We start from the raw sequence: 23,169 nt of genomic DNA on the forward strand, positions 1-23,169 counted from the left end.
CACCGTAGCCCTGTGAGGGAGAGGAATGGAAGTTGGGTTCTAAGGATAAGTTCCACATCGCGTTACTATTTCATCAGCTTCAAAATTTGGAATGTTCGATCCGTTTTTGCTGTTGGTGTGCGTTTATGTCCCCAACCAATGTTTTCACGGTAACTACCCAGTAGCCCTACTTCTGCCAATTCTACCTCGTTGACTGAAGTCTGGATGTCGCTTTCTGGTGCAACATAAAGAGCATCAACTGGACAATACAATTCGCACATATAACAGGTTTGACAGTCACTCTGTCGGGCAATGGTGGGCGGCGCATCAGGTACACGTTCAAACACGTTTGTGGGGCAAATGTTGACGCAGATATTACATTTTATGCACCGCGACTCGCTGACCAACTCAATCACACTGCCACCCCTATTTTAGATTGTGACTTTTCTGTACTGTGTAAAGGCTGAGTTTTCACCCAGACTCGATCTAATCCCCCACTAATCAGGTAATGTTGCTGGTTAGCATCTTGTTCTGGATAGTCTAGATGTTTGTGCATACCACGAGTTTCTTTACGTTCAATGGCACTGCTGTACATCCACCGTGCTGTGGCTACCATTGCCGCTGCTTCTCGCGCTCGAACAAGCTCTTTATCTGATGTTACTTGACTCTTGCGGATTTCTTGCCAAAGATGATTTAACTTACTCAAAGATTCCGTTAAGCCTTTTTCTGTACGGAAATAGTTCTTTTCGTAGGGAAATACTTCAGCTTGAACTGCCTGAATAACTTCATCAGTTGCCAAGGATTGAGAGCGATGCCTTCGGCGGCAAGCTACGCTCCCACTCTGTAATCCTACCTCTCCAACACCCTGAACTCGGCGTTGAGTTTTATTTTCTCCCAAGCTGCGAGCATATTCAGCAGCCGATTGACCTGACCAATAGCCAGAAGATATTGCCCAAGCCGCATTATGGCTACCACCACCAGTAAATCCGCCACAAATCAGTTCCCGTGTGGCGGCATCTCCAGCCGCGTAGAGTCCCCGTACAGAGGTAGCACAGCTATCATCTACAATCCGAATCCCGCCTGTACCGCGCACAGTTCCCTCTAGACGTAGAGTCACAGGGAAACGTTGAGTAAATGGATCGATCCCTGCACGATCAAAGGGTAAAAAGAAGTTGGGTTGCGCTAAACGCATGGATGCCCGCATTGATTCAGCCGCTTTGTCGATGATGGCGTAAACTGGCTGTTGCAATAATGTCTGGGCAATTACTGAACGTCTATGAGAACTTGCCCCCGGAATCACACTACCATCTTCGTAAGTGAACGTCGCCCAATTATAAAACAGGGTTTTAGTGACTGAAGAAAAAGCTGGGGAGATGCCATAGGCGTTGGAAAACTCCATACCCGACATCTCGGCACCTGCTTCAGCAGCCATTAAATAACCATCCCCTGTCAGGACGTTGCATCCTAACGCTTTACTGAGAAACGCACAGCCGCCTGTAGCAATAATTGTGGATTGCGATCGCACTATCCATTTACTACCAGTCTGACGATTCACACCTGATGCACCAGCAACAGCACCATCGTCATCAACCAGTAGTTCTAAGGCCGGGCTGTTATCTAAAATCTTCACTCCTGACCGTTGTATTTGCCGCCGCATCAGCCGCATATACTCAGGCCCTTGGAGCGATCGCCGATAGGGTTTGCCTTCATCGTCAGTGGGAAAAGGATAACCCCATTCTGCCAACTGATTGACGTTTACATAGGTCTGATTCAGTACCCGATCCATCCAATGGCGATCGGCTAAAAACCCACCCAATGATTCCCGACTCGCTTTCGCTGTTTCCCGTGCTTCTGGATCGGGTGGCACGTACCACACACCATTTCCAGATGCAGCAGTGCATCCAGTCGTACCACAATATCCTTTGTCTACCAGGACAACTCTAGCTCCACTTGATGCAGCACTCCAAGCCGCCCAAGTTCCAGCCGGCCCACCTCCAATTACCAAGACATCTACTTGGAGGTCAAGTTCAAAATCAGTTGTTAACGTCTTCAGCATCTAAAATATTTCCCCCCATCGATGCCGCACACTATTCAGAAATCCATTTGCCTAGTAGTCTGCCAACCCAAAATTGCTAGGTTTGGACTGGGAAAAAGGGACTGGGTTGGGGGAAGGAATTAAAACCTTTTCCCTTTTCCCCTTACCCTTTACCCCGCCAAGTTTCCTTGGCGAACTAGTATCTATTTGAGAGCCTTCTATATGGTCTGAATTTGTGGCTCCTTTATCTACGTTGTTAGCAGATTCGGCCACAAAACTACTTTATCTCGATTGATTAACCGTAGTTTAACTATAATAAAGCTTTCCACAATTTCTGACAAAAAGCAAGTACTTTAACAAATAAATTCAAACATAAAGTTATGTAAACTAAGCTTTAGTGCCCATAAAAAGAGACTTGCTTTTTAAATAAGTTTATGCCTTGTTAGTAGCAAATCGAGAATACTGAGCCAGAGTTGTACAACTGGCTCAGATCATCCTCATACGTAGCTTAAAATCTGAAGACAGTACGAACCCAAGCAAATAAACTATCAGGATTACTGCTATTAGAGTCTGGTGCAGTAATCCAGATTAAACCCGGCGTTACCTCGATATTATCTCCGATTTTATATTGGTAAAATGCCTCAACGTGCAAAGAGGTATCTTTGTCTGCTTGTCCCGCACCTGCTCCCAAATCTACATTTGGACTGAGCCTAGTGAGTTTCGGCTCCATACCAACTAAAACCCCTCCTAAAGCACCTTCACTAAAAAGATCCGGGAACGCCAGTCCTACCGCCCAATCCATAGCGTTTGCATCTCCGCGCCCCAAATAGCGGTGTACTCCATAACTTACCCACCCATTGATTGCTAACCTAGAATTAACTTGATAGAAGGCCTGTAGTCCATAAAGATTGGCTACAGTTCCGACTCCAGCCACAGTGCTATTTACCAAGTTACTCCCCACTGCTGGACCGAAATTTGTTCCACTAAAACCTATGGTATTTGGTGGGCTATAGGTATTGACGTAAGTTGCAGCCAACCGCAAATTCTTATTAGAAGAGTAGTATATTAACTGTGCCAAAGCTAAATACCTACCTGTAAATAAACCATTATTAGGTGTGGGATTGTTACCATTTGGTGCGCTGTAGGCTATCCCGAATTGAAGTTGTTTGCCTAATCCCTGGAGTATGGCGATTCCCGGACCGCTATCTCCATAGTTATAGACCAAAGACCGCCGGGAAAATCGTGAAATCCCATTAGCGCCAGTTGCAGAAGACGATTCAAAATATGGGTTAATGGGACCAGAAAGGCCGATTTCACTAGCTCCATCAGACAGAGCATAAATGTTGACTTGGGTATTTGGAGTAGCTAGAAACCGATAGCGAACACCACCAAGAGTAATAGTGTTGGGTGCAAAAGTAATACTGGAGTTATCAGCAGTTCTCCCCTCATAAGTTCCCAATAATCCAGTTCTTGTTTGTCCCAACGAGCCAATATTTCCACCTGACAGTGTTATACCTAGTGAATCTTTGCCGTTAAAACTGGTGTTTAATCGTAAAGAAGTTGAGCCTTGAAGTGTGATATTGCGAGGTGCAGGTGTTTTCGTGACGACATTATTGCCCGCTAAAAGTGAGCTAAAAACAATCTGGGTTCTACCTACAAGTTTGGTTGTGGTTGTAAATTGAGTTGATTCAAGCTTCGCAGTTCGCATTTCCAAGCTATCTAAGCGTCCCCGAAGTTGAGCGAGTTCTGGAGAAAATTGTTCTTGTAGCTTTTTGATGGTATCCAAGTCTTCCCGTTTGACTAAATCTGTCGTTGAAGTCGCTATTAGTTCATTGAGGCGATCTAAAGCTGCATTCAACCCAGCAGCAAATTCATACCGCGTTAGGGAACGATTTCCTTTAAATGTTTCATCTGTATATCCAGCAATTACACCGTAGCGCTCCACTAAAGACTGTAATGCTTGAAATGCCCAATCTGTGGGTTTAACATCTGAGAGTTGCGAAACAGATGTTACTTGTTCCGCTGAATTATTTGTAGTTTTTTTATTAGTCACTGGCGCAACTTCCAACAATTGCGAAACAGGTGTGACTCGTTCTGGATTTCTAGCCTTTTTACTAGTTAGAGGGGGAATTGAAGTTTCTACTGTTTGATTGACAACTGCTTCTGGAGGTTTCTTCACTTCTACAGTAGATACATCAGATTTAGGCAGTTCAGCCTGACTTTTTATTGGATAAAAAACCAGGATAGCTAAAATATCTAGTAATGAAAGCAGGAATAGTATAGATCTATAATTCCAGCGAAAATTCGACATGACTCCTTCACTCCTCAACCTAAAAAATGAATAAACTAGCTCTACAATTGACAGAGTAACCCTCAAGAAATTGTTTCTGCTAAACACTTGGATAGTTAACTTAGCAAAGATTATACTCAGCAAAAAAATTACGAATTTCTGAGAAATATCTTAACCAGTACTAAGCAGTTGAATGTACAATCCAAAAGTCGCAGTAAATTATGATTTTTGCTGCTTGTAAGGATATTATTAACCTCTTCTATGAGATAATTACTGCCTTGGTAAAAACTGCACTCTGTTTAAGGGAAATTAAAGCTACGCTATCTGAACTTACACTTCTGAGACATACTAATGCAGTTTTTATTTGTTATGCTGTACAAAGTTGAGCAATGACTACTGACATTGACTAAAGCTTGATTTTGATTCAAGTTATTATTTGCCAATTAATATCAGCTGAAAACACTAAATTGTAATCAGCTATATTTTGACAGCATCAATTATTAACTAAACCCGGTAAATCTATCGACTTATCGGATTTTAGGTAGAATTATCTTTGCATAGAGCTTGGTACAATGCAAGACCTAGTGATTCTACATCGGGCAAAAATATGTCAAAGTTATCCTTGGCTAAGTCAAGTCAACTAACTGCGATCGCCCCAGATAGGAAGTTTATATAGAAATCCGGTTTGATTCCTGAATTTAGTCGTGTGGATAGGGTTGGGGAAAGAGGGGAAAAAACGAATACATAAGTACTAATTGTTGCTCAAAAATCAAATAGGAGTCCTATATCTTTGCGGCTTTCTAGCGATCTGATCAATTTATGCAACTTCAAACTGTGGTTTTATAAGTACAAAGTTGTGTTTTTCAATACAGTCATTTTTACCAGAATAGTGGCAAAATAATTCATCATTACCAATGATCTAGCCACAGCTGCTGACCAAAAAGTTAGTTGGCTAAGCAGATATTTTTTACTAATAGTTAAATTAGGGTTGATTTTTACGTAATATCGGGTAGAATTTCACCTATAAACTACGGTAAGTCGGTCGGAAAAACGTAATTTTACAGCCTCCTACCCTGAAAAACATGCAAATTCTTTGGTTTATTCCTACTGGATCTCGTGACGGGCGCTATTTAGGCACAGATATTGGCTCTCGTGTTGCCACACCCGATTATTTGCAGCAAATTGCCCAAGCTGTAGATAATTTAGGCTACACAGGGGCATTGCTACCCACAGGGTCTTCTTGTGAAGATGCTTGGATTACTGCTGCGGCTTTCATATCTGTCACCAAGCAGATGAAATTTCTTGTGGCAATTCGCCCAGGAATCACTTCTCCTGGTGCCGCAGCAAGGATGGCAGCAACATTCGATCGCATTTCTAAAGGCAGATTGTTAATTAACGTCGTCACAGGTGGAGATCCTGTGCAACTGGCTGGGGATGGTTTGCATCTTAGTCATGACGATCGCTATGATTTAACCGATGAATTCTTAAGTGTTTGGCGGGGTATCGTCAGTGGGGAAACAGTTGATTTTAAAGGAAACTATCTAGACATCAAAGGTGGTAAACTCCTATTCCCACCAGTTCAACACCCTCATCCACCGTTGTGGTTTGGTGGTTCATCTGCTGCTGCCAAACGGGTTGCAGCTAAACATATAGATGTTTATCTAACTTGGGGAGAACCTCCACAGCAAGTTGCACAAAAAATTGCTGAAGTTCGGCGATTGGCGGCAGAACAAGGCAGAACAGTACGTTTTGGCATTCGTATGCACCTAATTGTGCGAGAAACCGAGTCTGCGGCTTGGGATGCAGCCAATGAGTTAATTAAGTATGTGGATGAAAAAGCGATCGCCACAGCTCAAAAAGAGTTGGCTAGTTCTGATTCTGAAGGACAACGGCGCATGAGTCAACTACATAATGGCTCACGGCAAGCCCTAGAAATTAGCCCCAACTTATGGACAGGAATTGGATTGGTGCGGGGTGGTGCTGGTACTGCTTTAGTTGGAGATCCCGATACTATTACCGCTAGGATGCTGGAATATCAAGAACTGGGCATAGAAACCTTCGTTTTTTCTGGATATCCGCATTTAGAAGAAGCCTATCGCACTGCTGAATTATTATTTCCTCGTCTACCTTTACATAACCAACCTACACCCCAAATACCACAAGCCTTGAGTCATTTTAGCGAAATAGCCACCAATGAAAAATTTGCTAAACAACTAACAAGTGCGTCATGAATATGCCAATTTTAGATTTTAGATTTTGGATTTGGGATTAATTAAAAATACTAAATCTCAAATCTAAGATTCAAAAATTAATACTTCTAGATGTATCATTTTGAATTTTTAATTGGGAGCAAAGCAACGTGACTATTACCTTTAAACACAGCAAAAGCAATAACATATCACTAAATGCACTGCTAGAAAATCCGCAATTTGAAAAAATAGTACCTTGGATTGTGCCTGTTGTAGTGCTAGTACTTTGGGAATTTGCTTCTAGAACTGGTCTACTTTCAAGCAGAATTTTACCAGCCCCTAGTGGTGTAATTGTCACAGCGATTAGACTAGCTTCAACTGGAGAACTATTTCAAAATATAGCAATTAGTGCCGGACGTGCCATATCTGGTTTTATAGTCGGTGGCAGCATTGGGTTTGGCTTAGGCTTGCTTAATGGCTTTTCCCGTATAGCGGAAAAGTTATTGGATAGTTCTCTACAAATGCTCCGTACTATTCCTAATTTGGCATTAATTCCGCTGGTGATTCTCTGGTTTGGTATTGGCGATCAAGCGAGATTATTTCTAGTATCTATGGGGGTATTTTTTCCGCTTTATCTTAATACATTTCATGGAATTCGTAGTGTCGATCCTGGACTAATTGAGATGGGAAAAGTATATGGATTGAAAACACCACAACTTTTGTGGCAAATCATTTTTCCGGGAGCTTTATCATCAATTCTTGTCGGTGTCCGCTTTTCTTTAGGTATTATGTGGCTAACATTAATTGTAGCAGAAACTATTGCAGCAGATTCTGGGCTTGGCTACATGGCAATGAATGCTCGTGAGTTTATGCAAACTGATGTTGTAGTATTGAGTATCCTAATTTATGCACTGCTGGGCAAGTTAGCTGATGCCAGTGCCAGAATATTAGAAAGAAAATTTTTGGCTTGGAATCCTAATTACCAAAGTTAATAATTTTTAGTCCAATTAAACTCCAATTAAACAATTAAAATTGCATGTTAAATCTGCATTTAATTGCAATAAAACCATAGCTTTTTTGTAAATTAAGGAGGTTTTTCGAGTGAATTTAAATGTACAAGGTACGCAATTAAGTATTTTGGATCTGACGAAGACTTTTGGCAGAAAAAATGTTTTAAACTCATTGAATCTAGAAGTGACCCCAGGTGAATTTGTTGCCATTGTGGGACGTAGTGGTTGCGGTAAAAGTACTTTATTGCGTCTTGTGTCAGCATTAGATAAACCAACTTCGGGCGGAATATTACTAGATGGAGAACCACTACGTAACCTCAGCCGCTCCGTAACAGTAATGTTTCAAGACCCCCGCTTACTACCCTGGAAGCGGGTTATTGAAAACGTAGGTTTAGGCTTACAAGGGAATTGGCGTGAAAGAGCCAAGTGGGCACTTCAGAAAGTTGGACTTGAGGATAGAGCTGATGAGTGGCCGCACGTATTATCAGGTGGACAGCGCCAAAGGGTATCATTGGCAAGAGCATTAGTAAGTCAACCGCGTTTGTTGTTGCTAGATGAACCTTTGGGGGCATTAGATGCTCTAACTCGCTTGGAGATGCAGAACTTAATTGAAAACTTATGGCAAGAGCGTAAATTTACTGCGTTTTTAGTTACTCATGATGTGGAAGAAGCCGTAGCCTTGGCAGACCGAGTAATAGTCATTGAAGCTGGACAGATTAGTTTAGATTTACCTGTAAGACTTTCACGCCCGCGAGATAGAAGTAACGAACAATTTATCAATATCAGAGAAGCAGTTTTACAACGAGTAATGAGTAATGAAATTACTCAGACAAGTAACCAATTGTTACAGTTGAGTAGTTGAAATTAAGCTTTCCTTAGTATATCAATATTAAACTTGAGGTAGCTGCGGTAAAATAGGCTACTTCGAGATTAAAAATTTCTCTGAAAAAGAAGCGATAGCAATACAAAATTATTTATGAACACTCAAAATACCTCTCAACTCTGCTCTCTATAACTCTGGATGATTTTTTCTATATTTACAACCTAGACAAACTATAACATAATAATTATTATTAATATTGCTATTATTTAATCTAATGATAATTAGAAAACTAACAAAGGATGATGCAGAAGATTATAGACAGATCAGATTAGAAGCTTTATATACAAATCCAGAATCATTTGGCACCACTTATGATGAAGAAGCAATTAAGACGATAGAACAATTTCGGGATAGAATCCCAGTAGGTCGCAATAACTTTATTTTGGGTTGCTCTGAGGATAAAGACTTAATTGGAATAGTCGTCTTTCAACAAGAATCAAGAATAAAACTCAGGCATAAAGCATATATTACTAGTATGTATGTTAAACAAGAATATAGAGGAAAAGGTATAGCTAAACTCTTACTGAATGAATTAATTGAAAAAGCGAAAGCTATTAATGAGGTAGAAATATTATTACTTGATATTGTTAAAAATATTTTTTTAGCAAAAAAACTTTATTTATCATTGGGATTTAAAATCTATGGAATAGAGAAAATGGCTTATAAGTTGAATAACCAATATTTTGATCTTGAATTTATGTATTTACAGATTAAATAATCTAAGAGAATCTTTGAAAAGTCCTTTTGTTGGTAGGAAAACGTTTTAGATTCCTCTAAATCTTACTTTTGAAGCGTGGTTATGGGGTAACAACAAGTTCCTAAAATCACAGCTAAGTACTTTTTATTTTCAAATAACCTCTAAAACTTAATTATTACTAACTATGAATAAAATCAATGCATTTGTTTATGAAAAAAAGGCAATTTCCAGAGATAGCTATCTAAATAAAAAAGAGGTAATCTAGAATGAAACTCATTTTGCCACTCGATCTGGTTGGTGACATTGAGCCACACCTACCACCCGATACACAAATTGTTCGAGTAGATATTGATGGTAATTTAGATAGCGATGCTACTGATGCCGAAGTTTATTTTAGTTGGTTTTTATCGAGAAGCCCCATACTACACAAAATACTAGAAGCTGCACCCGCACTGCGTTGGCATCATGCACCGAATGCGGGAGTGAATCACATTCTGACACCAACTTATTTGGAAAGAGATATTATTCTCACAAATGGGGCGGGAGTACATGGAATTCCCATCGCAGAATTTGTAATTACTTACATACTTGCTCATGCTAAGCATTTGCCAGAATTATATGCTTTACAGGCAGAACATCACTGGAAAAGAGGCTTTGCTATCCAAGAGTTAACAGATGCAACTTTGCTAATTATTGGGGCTGGTGGTATTGGTCAAGAAATAGCTGCCCGCGCTAAACCCTTCGGCTTAAGAATTATTGGCAGTCGTCGTCATCCCCAAGAACTACCAAATTTTGATAAAGTAGTGGGTGCTGATGAATGGCGATCGCTACTCCCAATAGCAGACTATGTAGTAATTGCGACACCACTAACAAAAGAAACCAAACAATTTATTGATGAATCTGTATTGCGATCGCTCCCTCGCCATGCATACTTAATTAATATTGCTCGTGGTGACGTAATAGATGAATCGGCATTAATCAAAGCGCTGACTGAAGGTTGGATTGCAGGTGCAGCATTAGACACAGTTAGCACGGAACCGCTACCCTCAGAAAGTCCTTTGTGGTCACTTCCAAACATCTTTATCACACCTCATACTTCGGGTCATTCACCAAAAAGTAAACAGCGTTCAATAGCTCTATTTATCGATAATCTTCAGCGCTACCAAGCTGGTAAACCTTTACGAAATGTAGTAGATAAAAAAGCAGGATACTAAGAAAATTCCAAATTCAAAATGAAGAAGTGCTGCGGATTGGGTTGCACAATCCAACATCCAAAATCCAATTAGGGAGTAGCAAATGGTGAAACTAATTTTACCCGATCATCTCATTGCTGATATTGAGCCACACCTACCATCTAATATAGATGTTGTGGAGGTAGATAGTGAAGGTAACTTTGATGGTGATGCCAGTGATGCAGAAGTTTATGTCAACGGCTTTTATCTGAAAACCTCTACCTTGGACAAAGTATTGACAGCAGCACCGAGGCTGCGTTGGCAACAATCACCCAGTGCTGGAGTAAATCACATCCTCACGCCTAATTTTTTGCAAAGGGACATTATCCTCACAAATGGCGCAGGAGTTCATGCGATCCCCATTTCGGAATTTGTACTCGCATTCATGCTTTATCACGCCAAGAACCTGCGGAAATTGCAAGCTTTGCAGGATGAGCATACTTGGGTAAGAGGAGTGTTTCTCGAAGAATTGGCAGATGCAACTTTATTAATTATCGGCACAGGAAATATAGGTATGGCGATCGCATCTCGCGCCAAAGCCTTTGGAGTGCGAGTTTGGGGTAGTCGTCGCCATCCCGAACCCCTACCGAATTTTGATAAAGTTGTGGGTGTCGATGAGTGGCGATCGCTCCTTCCGCAAGCAGACTATGTAGTTATTGCCACACCACTGACCCCAGAAACTAAAAGCTTGATCGATGAAGCTGCATTGCGTTCCATGCGTCCGTCTGCTTACCTCATTAATATTGCTCGCGGTGCAATAGTGGATGAAACTGCATTAGTCACTGCACTACGTGAGGGCTGGATTGCTGGCGCTGGATTAGACACTGTTGCCACAGAACCTCTACCAGCAGAAAGTCCGTTATGGTCGCTACCGAACGCTTTTATTACACCCCATTGTTCAGCTCTTTCACCACGGCTGAAAAAACGCATAGCAGAGTTATTTATTGATAATCTTAAGCGCTACCAAACTGGTCAGTCCTTACGAAATGTCGTAGACAAGCAAGCAGGATACTAAACAACAGAACTGACCCAAAATAAATAACTGGTAAACTACCCACACTGAACCGAAGCAGGTACAGTGTGGGTTTTTAACGACTTCCAAAAAAAAATACTCAACTACTTCTTGTGGGGCGGGCATCTTGCCCGCCTTTGGCTATGCGTTTAAATACATTGAAGCACTGCTAAAAATTTCTCAAATTAATTGAATCTGTTCCCCTAGTTTTACCCGATTGTTTTCTATATTCAAAAACACAAGGGCAGAGAACATTGCCAAAACAAACATCAACAAAAGGAAAAAACAATGAAAACTGTAGAAACTATTCAACCTAAAGCAATGAAGAAATTTATGATTCGTGAAGTTGAAACACTAAGAACAACAAGAGCCGCTGCCTATGTCTGCTGGATATGCAGTAGTTGCTGGTAATTCCTCAAATTAATTGAATCGGCTCCCCTAGTTTTACCCGATTGTTCTCTATATTCAAAAACAAAAGGGCAGAGAACATTGCCAAAATAAACATCAACAAAAGGAAAAAACAATGAAACTTGTAGAAACTATTCAACCTAAAGCAATGAAGAAATTTGTAATTCGTGAAGTTGAAACACTAAGAACAACAAGAGCCGCTGCCTATGTCTGCTGGATATGCAGTAGTTGCTGGTAATTCCTCAAATTAATTGAATTGCCTCCCCTAGTTTTACCCGATTGTTTTCTATATTCAAAAACAAAAGGGCAGAGAACATTGCCAAAACAAACATCAAAAAAGGAAAAAAACAATGAAACCTGTAGAAACTATTCAACCTAAAGCAATGAAGAAATTTGTAATTCGTGAAGTTGAAACACTAAGAACAACAAGAGCTGCTGCCTATGTCTGCTGGATATGCAGTAGTTGCTGGTAATTATTCAAATTAATTGAATCTGTCCCTCTAGTTTTACCCGATTGTTCTGTATATTCAAAAACATAAGGGTAGATGATATTGCCCAAAACAAACATCAAAAAAGGAAAAAAACAATGAAACCTGTAGAAACTATTCAACCTAAAGCAATGAAGAAATTTGTAATTCGTGAAGTTGAAACACTAAGAACAACAAGAGCTGCTGCTTATGTCTGCTGGATATGTAGTAGTTGCTGGTAAGCTCCAAGCATAAGTTAGCTATTGGATATAAGCTTTAGATTAAAGTAATTCATTTAGCTAACTACAGACTTCCTCTCAAATTAGTGGAGGATTATAGTCTTCCACTAATTAATAAATATTTTTTGACTGATGCAAAGGCACAGAGAAAGAGTTGAAAATCAGGAGTTTTTGAACAGGTCTATTGATTATGACTCCTAAATTCTTCTTAAAAACACTACATTAGGAAGGAAACTTGACGTGACCAGATATCCTGCCGACGCTCTAGTTTCTATTTATCCATTTACTCGCCAACCTGAAGGAGATGAATTCATAATTGGGCGGGTAGATACTAATATTTTTCTAGCATTACCTTCTGATGCAATAGAGCTACTCGATTATTTGGCTGCTGGCAAAACCATTGGACAGGCACAATCGTTTTACCAAAAAAAGTATAACGAAGTGCCAGATATTGAAGGTCTTCTAGAGGTTTTAGAAGAAAACGATTTTGTAAATATTCTATCTTCTAGACAAATAGTTTTATCAACAGATACTAAGCAACCAAAGCAAATAAATCATTTCACCCAGATTTCACAGTCTGCCGCCCAAAAGCTATTTAGTAAAAAGGCACTAATAGGTTGTGGATTAGTCATCTTATTAGCTGTAGTGGCTGTTAGCTTGAACCCTGCAATTATGCCGAGTTATCAAGCTTTTGTATTTACACAAAACGTCACAATGATGACGTTAATTTTAACCGGAATTAATGTTATTGCAGTCTTTCTACATGAAATGGCTCATTTAGTAGCTGCCAAAGCAGTAGGTATTTCCTGTCAATTAAGGCTTAGTAATCGTCTTTGGATACTCGTAGCAGAAACAGATATGACTGGCATATGGGGTGTCCCTCGAAACCAGCGGTATCTACCATTTCTTGCAGGGCCTTTGCTAGATGTTGTATTAACTTCCATCTTGTTACTAATTTTGTTTGCTCAAAAACAAGAATGGCTGGCGATAAATCCCATTGCTTTGCAGCTAATGCAAGCGATCGCATTAAGTTACCTATTAGGTTTACTTTGGCAATGCTATTTCTTTGTTCGGACTGATTTTTACTACGTCATTGCTAATTTTTTTAGATGTAGAAGTCTGATGAAGGATACAAAGGTTTTTTTACAAAACCAAATATTCCGATTACTAAGATTTTCTCATCCCACTGACCAATCCTCTATTCCTAGAGGCGAGATGCGAGTGATTCGCTGTTACGCTGTTATCTATGTTTTAGGTCACATCGCTGCATTTTGGTCGTTCTTCTTCATCGGTATTCCAACAATGTGGAATTATGCTTCCTTACTTTTAGGTACGTTGAGTGCAGGGTATCAATCTAACCCTTATGCCTTCACCGATGCCCTAGTAATGGGATTGCTAGTTTTTGGGATTCAAGGTATTGGTATTTTCCTTTGGATTAATAGTTTACGTCTTACTAAAAGGAGATAAATTATGGAATGCTACAATACTCTCGAACAAACTGTTTTACAACAACCAGAAATTGGTAAAGCGATTTTGCTGGAGGCTGAATCAGGTAGTTCTCGGTTAACAATTTTGCAGCAGTGGTTGCAAGTAGGTCAAGAAAATAAAGCAACAACTTGGCTATTATCATTTAATCCTCAAGAAGATGGGTTATGGGCTGGATTAAATGAATGGTTAAATCAACTTTTACCAAAAATTCAGGAAAAAGCACCACATCTGATTGAAAAACATAGCTATGAATTAGCAATGATTTTACCTGCATTAAGGCGTCAAATATCAGTAAGAAATCCAAATTTAACAGACAGTTCTCTTGATGAAGAAAGGGTGCGTAATTATCCTTTAGATCGAGCTTATAGAATCATACATGGGGTAATCGATCTATTAGATTCCTGGTATGATTACACTGATGGTTCTCCTTGGTTGATTGTTTGTAATAATTATGAGCGAGCAGGATTTTTAGTACGCCGCTTTTTTGCTGAACTCCTTCGTCGTCGAGGACAGAAATTAAAATTAAGTTTACTGTTTGCAACTGCTCCTAATACTGGTGAAACTGCCATTAGTCACTTAGATAATAAGTTTTTGGCACAGAAGATTATTTGGCAATTACCAGCAGAACCAGAAGTAGTAATTTCCCAATTAGAAATGTCCCAACTGGCGCAAAAGTTGGAAGAAAAAATTGGTAGAGATTCTATTGAACTTGAAATTCATGGGCCGCGGCTAGTTTCGTATTGGTTACAAAGTGAGCAACCTGAAAAAGCATTGATTTGGCAAGCAAGACTGTTAGGAACCTATAATCACCAAGGTTTTTATGAAGATGCATTAGTATATTGTGAACCTGTTGCTAGTCAACTTGACCATCTTTGTGGAAAAGACAATAACATGCGATGGAATATGGTTGGGAATCTTTTTAACTGTTACGCAACAACAGGTAATATTGCCAAGGCATATGAAATTGTTCAAGAAGAAGCTATTCTCAAAATTGACACACCAGCGCAATTAGTTCGAGCTTATTACATAATGGCAATGTTCCATACTCGGTTTCTCCCGGAACATGACCATGCCTTAGCTGAAGATTATCTCAATCGCAGCTTGAGTATTTTAGCAGAATCAACGGCGGATATTCCTGCTGATGATAGACATTTTATGACAGCTTTCGATATGAACGGTTTAGCACTTGTTAAACACCGTCAAGGTTTTCCTCAAGAAGCAATTGAACTTTGTAAATCAGCAATTGAAGAATTCAAAAACCATTTGAGTCAGGGTCAACATCGATTACATCGCTCAGTTTTGGACTATAACATTGCTCAAGTCTATGCAGCAATGGGTGAATTAGAAGAAGCGGTTATTTATTTTACAGCAGCGATCGCAGCTGATGCAAACTACTCAGAGTACTACAACGATCGCGGTAATGTTTACCAACGCCTAGGGTATTTGGAAAATGCTTTGAATGATTATCGCCAAGCTATTGACCTCAGCCCACCATATTATGAAGTATGGATGAATATGGGACATTGCTATTACTTAAAAGGTCTACTAGCAGAAGCAACTCATGCTTATTCAGTTGCTCTTGATTTAGAACCCACTCTCACTTCAGCGTTTATTGGCCGCGCTCAAGCATTTGAAGCATGGGGACATCTGGAAGAAGCTTTATCAGATTATAATGCGGGACTTGCTTTAAATTCACAGCAACCTTTATTATTAGCAAATCGAGCCACACTTCACTACGAACTTGGAAAACTACCAGAAGCTTTGAGTGATTTAGAAGCTGCGATCGCTTTATCACCAGAAAATCCAGACCTTTATCAAAACCGAGCGATCGTATTAATTAGTTTAGGTCAGTCTGATGCTGCATCTGCCGATCTCCAGACTTATCTTCAACTTAATCCCGATGCAACAGATCGGGCTGAAGTAGAGGAAAGTTTATCTAGTCTTACTAAGGGACAACTTGTAAACTGATTATAAAATGGTGCGTTAGGCTAAAGTCTAACGCACTCTGTTACTTTGGTACTAATTCCCTAACTGTTTGACAATCTAAAATAAAAATTTAATTACTTCAAACACTCAATACCAATTATCGGCATACAGTCAATAAAATCCTGCCAAAACTGTTCGCCGAATTCCTCTACTCCTTCAGGAGAAACTATTGGTTTTTGCCAGCGAATCTCTTTGAAACCAACACTCCGAAATGCCCATTCATAAGTTTCTGTGCTGAGGTAATAGTTATTAAAGCTGAATTTCTGCTCATTAGCAGAGATTGTATATTTTATCGGTGTACCTTCTTGAAGCAGTGAGTCTATACTTTTGATAAATCCATATTTCTCAGTTGCGAGATAGGATGTAGGCGGTTGAGAGGCATTATTATTCATAGTGACAAAACGACCGCCCGGTTTCAGGTTGATAAATATGTTCTGACACATTTTTAGTAATTGTTCTCTCGTTTGGGCGTAATTTAGTAAATAGGAAGCTACCACTAAATCAAAACTGCCAATTTTCCCAAGTTCGAGTACATCACCAAGAATATATTCAATGTTTTGGGCTTCTCGCACTTCTTCTTGTCTTGCCAGTTCAATCATTTTTTCAGAAATTTCTACCCCTATTACCTTTGCTGCACCTTGGAGTTTGAATTGTCTGGTGTAAAATCCTTCTCCACAAGCCAGATCGAGCAGTGATTTTTCAAGCAAATTACCAAGTAAATTAAAGTATGTATATGCTTCAATATGCAGACGAAAAGGCAATTGTTTGGATTTTTTATACTGCTCGGCTATAGAGTCATAGTAGGCTGTCACGTCGCTTCACTCCGAATTCAAAATTTAAAATTAACAATCCACCTAAATTTAAGATCGTTACCAGCCCAATGCTTCACTGATTTGCATTGCTAGTTTGAGGGGACGGAAAGGTTTGGCAAAGACAGCAGCTACATCTAAATCAGTAAAGCTATCTCGATCCGACTCCTGGACTTTGGCAGTAAGTAAAATTACTGGAATTAGCTGAGTGACGGGGTTAGCTTTCAGTTGTTGCAGTGTAGCCCGCCCATCCATATCAGGCATCATCATATCTAGCAAAATAACATCAAGTTTAAAGTTAGCAGCTATGTTCAACGCTTCCCGACCAGAACAAGCAGTCAACACGTTCCAACCAGCACCCATTTCTAACCCCAGTTTTGCGATCGCTTGCACATCTTCTTCATCATCAACAATCAAGATGTTTCTGCTCATAATGTCACTCTCGCATGATATGTGATGCTGATTAGCTTGATTAACCTGGAATTATTCTAGAATGCGATCGGGGAAAAGTCGGGTAAAACTTTTGCTATCAAGCTGATGCGCGTCTAAACTATGTAAACACTGTTGACGGTTAACAGCTACTTAGAGGTAACAATACATAAAATGTGCTACCTTCACCTAAAATGCTTTGAACCCAGATTTTACCGTTATGTTGCTGCACAATATTCCGACAAATGGCAAGTCCTAAACCTGTTCCTCCTTTGTTACGAGAATCAGAGGCATCTACTTGCTGAAAACGCTCGAAGATAATTTGTAATTTATCTTCAGGAATTCCTCGTCCTTCATCTTGAATCGTAATCAAAACGTACTTGGGTGATGAAGTATCTTTTTTGGTGAGGGAATACTGATTTTCTGGAGACTCAACGGCTTTATATTCCGAGATAATGGCACTAATCCAGACGCGATCGCCTGGTTCAGAAAACTTGATTGCATTACTGAGTAAATTTGTCAATGTTTGTAGTAAGCGATCGGAGTCTCCCCAAAGTTCAATTGTTAAAGGATTAACAATCAATTGGACTTGTAATTTATCTGCCATCGCTTGCATTGCTTCCGTTGCTGTAATTAGCAAGTCAGCGACATTGCACTTGGTCTTCCGCATAAAGATTTTGCCCGATTTCATCCGCTCTAAATCGAGAATATCGTTCACCAAACGCATTAGGCGTTCATTATTAGTAGTGGCAATTCTCAAGACTTTTTGTCCTTGTTCGGTGAGAGTTCCGAGTTGTCCTGAACCCAACAAATCTAATGCTCCCATTGTCGAAGTTAAAGGTGTACGCAACTCATGACTGACTAAAGAGATAAACTCGTTTTCTAGGTGTTTACGTTCGGTGATGTCGTTGGCAATTAATAAAGCACACGATACTCCAGCTAAGTCAATCAATTCGATAGATATTAGTATGGTTTTGACTTCACCAGATTTAGTAGAAAATTCAAATTCCTGATTGTACAGCGATCCACTTTCCGGTAGAAGTTGGATTTTCTGGGCAAATGGTGCTGTATTTTTCCCCAAATCAAGTTCAGTGGCGGTGTGTCCAATCACTTCGTCTAGAGAATAGCCGCTGATCCTTAAGAAACTGCGATTGACATCAAGAAAACGAGCTTCGGAAACTGTGGCGATCGCAATTGGATTCGGACTAGAGCGAAAAACCTTAGCAAACTTCTCTTCTGCTTTAGTGCGATCGTGAATTTCCTGCTGCAATTGCTGATTTTGCGCTTGGAGTTGTTGTTGCAATTGCCGAATTGTCAAATGATTTTCAATTCGTGCTAAAACCTCTTCTATTTGAAAAGGCTTGGTGATATAGTCTACCCCGCCAACGGCAAACGCTTTAATTTTATCTAGGACATCACCCAAAGCACTGATAAAAATTACTGGGATTTCGCGGGTGCGATCGTTTGCCTTCAAGTTTTGACAGACTTCATAGCCATTCATCTCCGGCATATTCACATCCAACAAAATCAGATCTGGGGGAACTGCATTTGCACCGCGTAACCCCGTAGAACCTTTAGTTACACTCCTAACTTTATATCCCTGTTCCGTCAGCATGGCAGATAGGAGGTTCAGGTTTTCTGGTGTGTCATCAATTACCAAAATATCGGCTTTGGGGAAGTTGAGTGACTGGTTAAGCATCAGAATATCGACTTTAGCCAGAATAGGTTACTTATTATTCCTAGAAATTTTCACGTTAGTTGAGTTTCTTAATAATCAGTTACAAAAAAACTGAACTAACCAATTATCTCCCCTAGTTCTACCCGATTAATCACTAATCTAATAAACATCAAATCAAGTTTGTAGTTCACATTTACTAAATTACCAAACAAGGAGTAACTTATATGCAAACTTCAATCATGCGTAAACCAATTATTCTGACACCAGGAGAAGGTAATCAATTTTCAATCCTTGGTGGACATTTTACAACCAAAGCAACTGGTGAAGAAACAAATGGAGCTTGGACAATTTATGAAATTACAGATACACAAGAAAATGGACCACCACTACATACTCATCCTTGGGAAGAGGCATTTTATATTCTAGAGGGTGAAATAGACATCCAAATTGGTACAGAAACAATTTTGGCATCAACAGGCTCTTTCGTTAACATTCCTCACAATGCAGCACACGCCTTCAAGGTTCGTTCTACTACTGCTAAATTTCTGGTTTTTGTTTCACCAAAGGGAGCGAAAAATTTTTATGAAGAAATGGGTGAAGTTGCTGATACTTCAACACTAAATATGGAAAAAGTACAGCCTGTTTTGAACAAATATGGATTGCAGTTTCTTCCCTAAGGTACTGACAAATAAATAAAAAATACTCAACAACTTTAAAAGTCATATGTACTCAATAACAAATAAACAAGTCCATTCCATACCAAAAACTGCTCGCTTGTTTGCTGCTAGTGCCCTAAGCTTGAGCCTCAGTGCCAGCCTTGTTTTGTACCCAAACGTAAGTCAGGCTGGTAAAAACGACACTGGAGTACCAGCAGAACTCCAGGGCGAGTGGCGGTATGGTCGAATCTCGTCTATCCAATACCAAGACAGCTACACAGGCCAACCAGCAGCCCCAAACGGTTCTAGCGATCAATTTAAACTCGCACCTAACGGGAACTATCAGCGAAACAGGCTGATTCAAATCACCACCTACAACTGCACGTCTAACCTGTTCATAGAAGAAAAAGGCAAAGTTAAAATTGAAGCTGGGCGTCTTACCTTTCAACCCAGCAACAGCAGATCTCAAGGGCAAATCTGCAATAGCGGGCGCACCTACTCTAGCCGCAATACAGCCAAGCCTGAGACTTACGAATGGTCGATTGAGACAAATGACTACGGGCAGCAAGTTCTAGTACTTGAGACTACCGATGGCAAGGGTAAAGCTCATTACGGGCGACCTCAATAGGCGTTACTGAATAATGGGATGATTCACGCTTACATAAATCAAGAGACGCGATAAATCGCCGTCTCTACAGGGAATTTATCTATCAATTATTTATTGACACAGTACTATCGTGTCTCCCCTAGTTTTCCCCGATTGTTTCCTAATCTACAAAATATCGAACTGAGGTTATTTTATGATTCACCATATTTCAATTGCTGTTAAAAAACCCAACCACGTTGCTCAAGTTCTTGCGGAAATTTTAAAAGCCCAAGCTGTTTCATTTCCTCCTAATCCAGGAAGTTATATGGTTATACCTTTTGATGAATACGGTACAGCCATTGAACTTTATCCCTTAGGTTCTCAAATAGAACCTGGTGAAGGTGACGATCAATGTGTATTTGTGCATACTGCTATTACTTCTAGGTTTACAGATATTCATGCAGCGATCTCTGTACCCACTAGCCAGAAAGAAATTGAAGAAATCGGTGTTCGGGAAGGCTGGCGTGTAGTCCGCTGTAACCGCGATTCTTTTTTTGATGTGATTGAGTTCTGGGTGGAAAACAGATTAATGATTGAATTTCTAACACCAGAAATGGCATCTCAATATTTGAAATTTGCCACCCAGCAAGAAAATATGAAATATTTTGTGGCAGAACCAGCTTTAGCCGCAAATTGATAAATACATCAGAATTCAGAATTATGACTGCTGAATTCTAAGTCCAAGCTCCGCGACTTATTGGAAAATTTGGGGTTCTTATTTATAATTCAGCTTGGTTATCCAGGCTGATTTTTTAGTGTTCATATTTGAAGAAATGGAATATTTGGAATTATCTCCTCTAGTTCTACCCTTTTGTTTTCTAATCTTAAAAATATCAAGCAATCAATAGATAGAAGCAAATAAATTCAATTTAGTTATAATTGATAACTTTAAAATCTTTATAAATTGATTTGAGTTTATTTATATCTATTTAATGACAATACAAACAAAAAGGATACGAGGAGAAGAAGTCATGGCTAAAAATTTGGGATTTATCGACAAAGAAAATAATAATCTTGCTGAATTAGCAGTTAATTTAGGTTCAATAAAAGGGACTAATACAGGTGCAGGAATTTTAACTAATCTTTCTTCCAATGCATCGACCAATGATATTGATTGGTATAGTTTTAAACTAGATAGTACAGCACCTCTCAACAGTTACATTGAACTGTCTTCGCCTGATGTTGTCAATATTAAGGCTACCTATGATGTGGTTTTATTCAAGTACAACGCTGCAACTGATAGCTATGACAGTGTGACTAGTTACCAATTACCTAATTACCCATTTACAGAGAGAATTGACCTCACTTATTTACAAACTGGGACTTATTTTTTTGCTGTTGTTGGTGCTGGATACTATGGTAGTAGTCCCACTGGATTATATAATCTGAGAATTTCAATTCCTTCGCCTTCTTTGCCAGGTACGGTGATTAATGGTACTGATGTTAGTGAAAAATTGACCGGAGGAAATGAAGAAAATACTATTAATGGTAAAGCTGGTAACGATACCTTAATTGGTGGCGCGGGTGACGATACTCTCAACGGTGGAGATGGCAATGATATCTTAACTGGCGGAGCTGATAGCGATTTGCTCAATGGTGGAACTGGCATTGACAAAGTAGTAGAATCAGGTGATTTAGCTAAATTTATTCTTACCAACGATCGCCTCATTGCCAATGGTGTTGATGTACTCCTGAGCATAGAACAAGCTCAACTGACTGGTGGAAATGGTTGGAATACCCTAGATGCATCTGGATTTACCTTAGGTTCAGTGACTCTAGATGGCGGCGCTAGTGACGATTCATTGCTGGGTGGTACTCAAAGCGATCGCCTCATTGGTGGCGATGGATATGATTTCCTAGATGGTAAAGCAGGCCTAGACACTCTCATCGGTGGTGCTGGCGGAGATACTTATGTTGTAGATAACATTGGAGATCTAATTTCCGAAACTTCCACGGCTACCTATGAATATGACAGAGTTCTGTCTTCTGTTACTTATACTTTAGGAGCAAATTTAGAAGAATTGACTCTTACCGGAACTGCTGTGATTAACGGTACAGGCAACGGTTTAAATAATAAGATTACGGGTAATACTGCTAATAATATTCTCAACGGAGGAGCCGGATTTGACATCCTTGATGGTAAGGGAGGTGTTGATACCTTAATCGGCGGCTCAGCAGATGATACTTACATAGTTGATAATACTTTAGATGTAATTGTCGAAACATCAACCACAGATATCGATCGAGTCGAATCTTCTGCTACATACACCTTAGCAGTCAATCTGGAAAATTTAACACTTGTTGGTAATGGCAGCAATATCAACGGCACAGGAAATAATCTTAACAATCAGATTACAGGTGATAGTGCCAACAATATATTGAGTGGACTAGCAGGTAATGACGTTATTTATGGCCAAGATGGGAATGACACCCTCAACGGTGGAGATGGAGATGATTACCTTTATGCAGGAGCAGGTAATGATGTTATTAATGGAGGAAACGGGAATGACTACCTTGAGAGTATCACTGGCAGAGATATCTTGAATGGTGGGGCTGGAAAAGACTTTTTTGCAGATGACATCGACAACAATAATATTTACGTTTTTCAGTTTGGACAATCTTCAGCTTTGGCAGCGGATGCAATATCTGGGTTTTCTCTTGGCAACGATAAAATCGATTTACTTGCTCCAAATGGTACAGCTTTAGGAAAACCAGTCACCTTAACTCGTGCCGCAGACAATAACTACTATGAAACAGAATTAGACTTAGTAAAACAGGTATTTATTGATGCTAACGGAAAACTGGCAGGAAACCAAGCTTTGGGTATTAATAGTGCCGCCATCGTCTACAATGGTCTTGATTTATATTTAGTTGTCAACGATGGTATTGCAGGATTTCAAGCGAATAGCGATTTGTTAATTGACTTACAAACTTACGGTACATTACCCACTTTTGGGTCTGTACCAGTTGATACATTTTTTGTTTAAAACCTTGATTTGAAAGAGCTAGAGCGTGTTTTCAAACTACTGGTTCAGA

18 protein-coding genes are annotated in these 23,169 nt (G+C 39.7%); 12 read left to right on the forward strand and 6 right to left on the reverse strand.

Going from position 1 to position 23,169, the window contains the following annotated elements; all coding sequences use genetic code 11:
• Window positions 1-65: 65 nt before the first annotated feature.
• From ACFG4S_RS12455 to ACFG4S_RS12465, 3 genes are all read right to left on the reverse strand, one after another.
• Window positions 66-395, reverse strand: coding sequence for a 4Fe-4S binding protein (locus tag ACFG4S_RS12455; protein WP_392535096.1), 330 nt, complete (start codon window positions 393-395; stop codon window positions 66-68).
• On the reverse strand, window positions 392-2,035 hold the full coding sequence (locus ACFG4S_RS12460; protein ID WP_392535097.1) for an FAD-dependent oxidoreductase: 1,644 nt from the start codon (window positions 2,033-2,035) through the stop codon (window positions 392-394). The genes ACFG4S_RS12455 and ACFG4S_RS12460 overlap by 4 nt, the downstream gene beginning before the upstream one ends.
• Window positions 2,036-2,522: 487 nt before the next feature.
• Window positions 2,523-4,325, reverse strand: a complete 1,803-nt coding sequence (locus tag ACFG4S_RS12465; protein ID WP_392535098.1) for an iron uptake porin — start codon at window positions 4,323-4,325, stop codon at window positions 2,523-2,525.
• A 1,061-nt stretch (window positions 4,326-5,386) separates the two neighbouring features.
• Here ACFG4S_RS12465 and ssuD point away from each other — a divergent pair.
• The 8 genes from ssuD to ACFG4S_RS12505 all read left to right on the forward strand — a co-directional run bounded on the left by ssuD (window position 5,387) and on the right by ACFG4S_RS12505 (window position 15,897).
• Window positions 5,387-6,535: an FMNH2-dependent alkanesulfonate monooxygenase gene (ssuD, locus tag ACFG4S_RS12470; protein WP_392535099.1), complete on the forward strand. Its 1,149-nt coding sequence runs from the start codon at window positions 5,387-5,389 to the stop codon at window positions 6,533-6,535.
• 128 nt (window positions 6,536-6,663) lie between these two features.
• On the forward strand, window positions 6,664-7,485 hold the full coding sequence (gene ssuC / locus ACFG4S_RS12475; RefSeq protein ID WP_392535100.1) for an aliphatic sulfonate ABC transporter permease SsuC: 822 nt from the start codon (window positions 6,664-6,666) through the stop codon (window positions 7,483-7,485).
• Between the two features lie 109 nt (window positions 7,486-7,594).
• On the forward strand, window positions 7,595-8,365 hold the full coding sequence (locus ACFG4S_RS12480; protein WP_392535101.1) for an ATP-binding cassette domain-containing protein: 771 nt from the start codon (window positions 7,595-7,597) through the stop codon (window positions 8,363-8,365).
• A gap of 235 nt (window positions 8,366-8,600) precedes the next feature.
• The gene (locus ACFG4S_RS12485) at window positions 8,601-9,104 is read left to right on the forward strand and encodes a GNAT family N-acetyltransferase (protein ID WP_392535102.1); all 504 of its coding nucleotides are present in this window, start codon (window positions 8,601-8,603) and stop codon (window positions 9,102-9,104) included.
• Window positions 9,105-9,349: 245 nt separating this feature from the next.
• Window positions 9,350-10,297: a D-2-hydroxyacid dehydrogenase gene (locus tag ACFG4S_RS12490; protein ID WP_392535103.1), complete on the forward strand. Its 948-nt coding sequence runs from the start codon at window positions 9,350-9,352 to the stop codon at window positions 10,295-10,297.
• A gap of 82 nt (window positions 10,298-10,379) precedes the next feature.
• Window positions 10,380-11,330: a D-2-hydroxyacid dehydrogenase gene (locus ACFG4S_RS12495; RefSeq protein ID WP_392535104.1), complete on the forward strand. Its 951-nt coding sequence runs from the start codon at window positions 10,380-10,382 to the stop codon at window positions 11,328-11,330.
• 1,351 nt (window positions 11,331-12,681) lie between these two features.
• Window positions 12,682-13,908, forward strand: coding sequence for a hypothetical protein (locus ACFG4S_RS12500; protein ID WP_392535105.1), 1,227 nt, complete (start codon window positions 12,682-12,684; stop codon window positions 13,906-13,908).
• A gap of 3 nt (window positions 13,909-13,911) precedes the next feature.
• Window positions 13,912-15,897, forward strand: a complete 1,986-nt coding sequence (locus ACFG4S_RS12505; protein WP_392535106.1) for a tetratricopeptide repeat protein — start codon at window positions 13,912-13,914, stop codon at window positions 15,895-15,897.
• Between the two features lie 92 nt (window positions 15,898-15,989).
• Here ACFG4S_RS12505 and ACFG4S_RS12510 read toward each other — a convergent pair whose 3' ends face one another.
• The 3 genes from ACFG4S_RS12510 to ACFG4S_RS12520 all read right to left on the reverse strand — a co-directional run bounded on the left by ACFG4S_RS12510 (window position 15,990) and on the right by ACFG4S_RS12520 (window position 18,852).
• A complete protein-coding gene (locus ACFG4S_RS12510) occupies window positions 15,990-16,727 on the reverse strand; it encodes a class I SAM-dependent methyltransferase (RefSeq protein ID WP_392535107.1) in 738 nt (245 codons plus the stop codon).
• 57 nt (window positions 16,728-16,784) lie between these two features.
• Window positions 16,785-17,156 (reverse strand): response regulator, encoded by a 372-nt coding sequence (locus ACFG4S_RS12515; protein WP_392535108.1) that lies wholly within the window; start codon window positions 17,154-17,156, stop codon window positions 16,785-16,787.
• A gap of 139 nt (window positions 17,157-17,295) precedes the next feature.
• A complete protein-coding gene (locus ACFG4S_RS12520) occupies window positions 17,296-18,852 on the reverse strand; it encodes an ATP-binding protein (RefSeq protein WP_392535109.1) in 1,557 nt (518 codons plus the stop codon).
• A gap of 203 nt (window positions 18,853-19,055) precedes the next feature.
• On the opposite strand from ACFG4S_RS12520, the gene ACFG4S_RS12525 reads away from it, so the two are divergent.
• From ACFG4S_RS12525 to ACFG4S_RS12540, 4 genes are all read left to right on the forward strand, one after another.
• The gene (locus ACFG4S_RS12525) at window positions 19,056-19,508 is read left to right on the forward strand and encodes a cupin domain-containing protein (protein WP_392535110.1); all 453 of its coding nucleotides are present in this window, start codon (window positions 19,056-19,058) and stop codon (window positions 19,506-19,508) included.
• A 46-nt stretch (window positions 19,509-19,554) separates the two neighbouring features.
• The gene (locus tag ACFG4S_RS12530) at window positions 19,555-20,115 is read left to right on the forward strand and encodes a hypothetical protein (protein ID WP_392535111.1); all 561 of its coding nucleotides are present in this window, start codon (window positions 19,555-19,557) and stop codon (window positions 20,113-20,115) included.
• 172 nt (window positions 20,116-20,287) lie between these two features.
• Complete coding sequence (locus ACFG4S_RS12535) at window positions 20,288-20,770, forward strand: hypothetical protein (protein WP_392535112.1); 483 nt, start codon at window positions 20,288-20,290, stop codon at window positions 20,768-20,770.
• Between the two features lie 334 nt (window positions 20,771-21,104).
• Window positions 21,105-23,120 carry a bluetail domain-containing putative surface protein gene (locus ACFG4S_RS12540; protein WP_392535113.1) on the forward strand — a complete coding sequence of 672 codons (2,016 nt, stop codon included), beginning with the start codon at window positions 21,105-21,107 and terminating at the stop codon, window positions 23,118-23,120.
• The last annotated feature ends 49 nt before the right edge of the window (window positions 23,121-23,169 follow it).

This window comes from Nostoc sp. C117, assembly GCF_043099735.1.
Taxonomy (GTDB): Bacteria; Cyanobacteriota; Cyanobacteriia; order Cyanobacteriales; family Nostocaceae; genus Nostoc.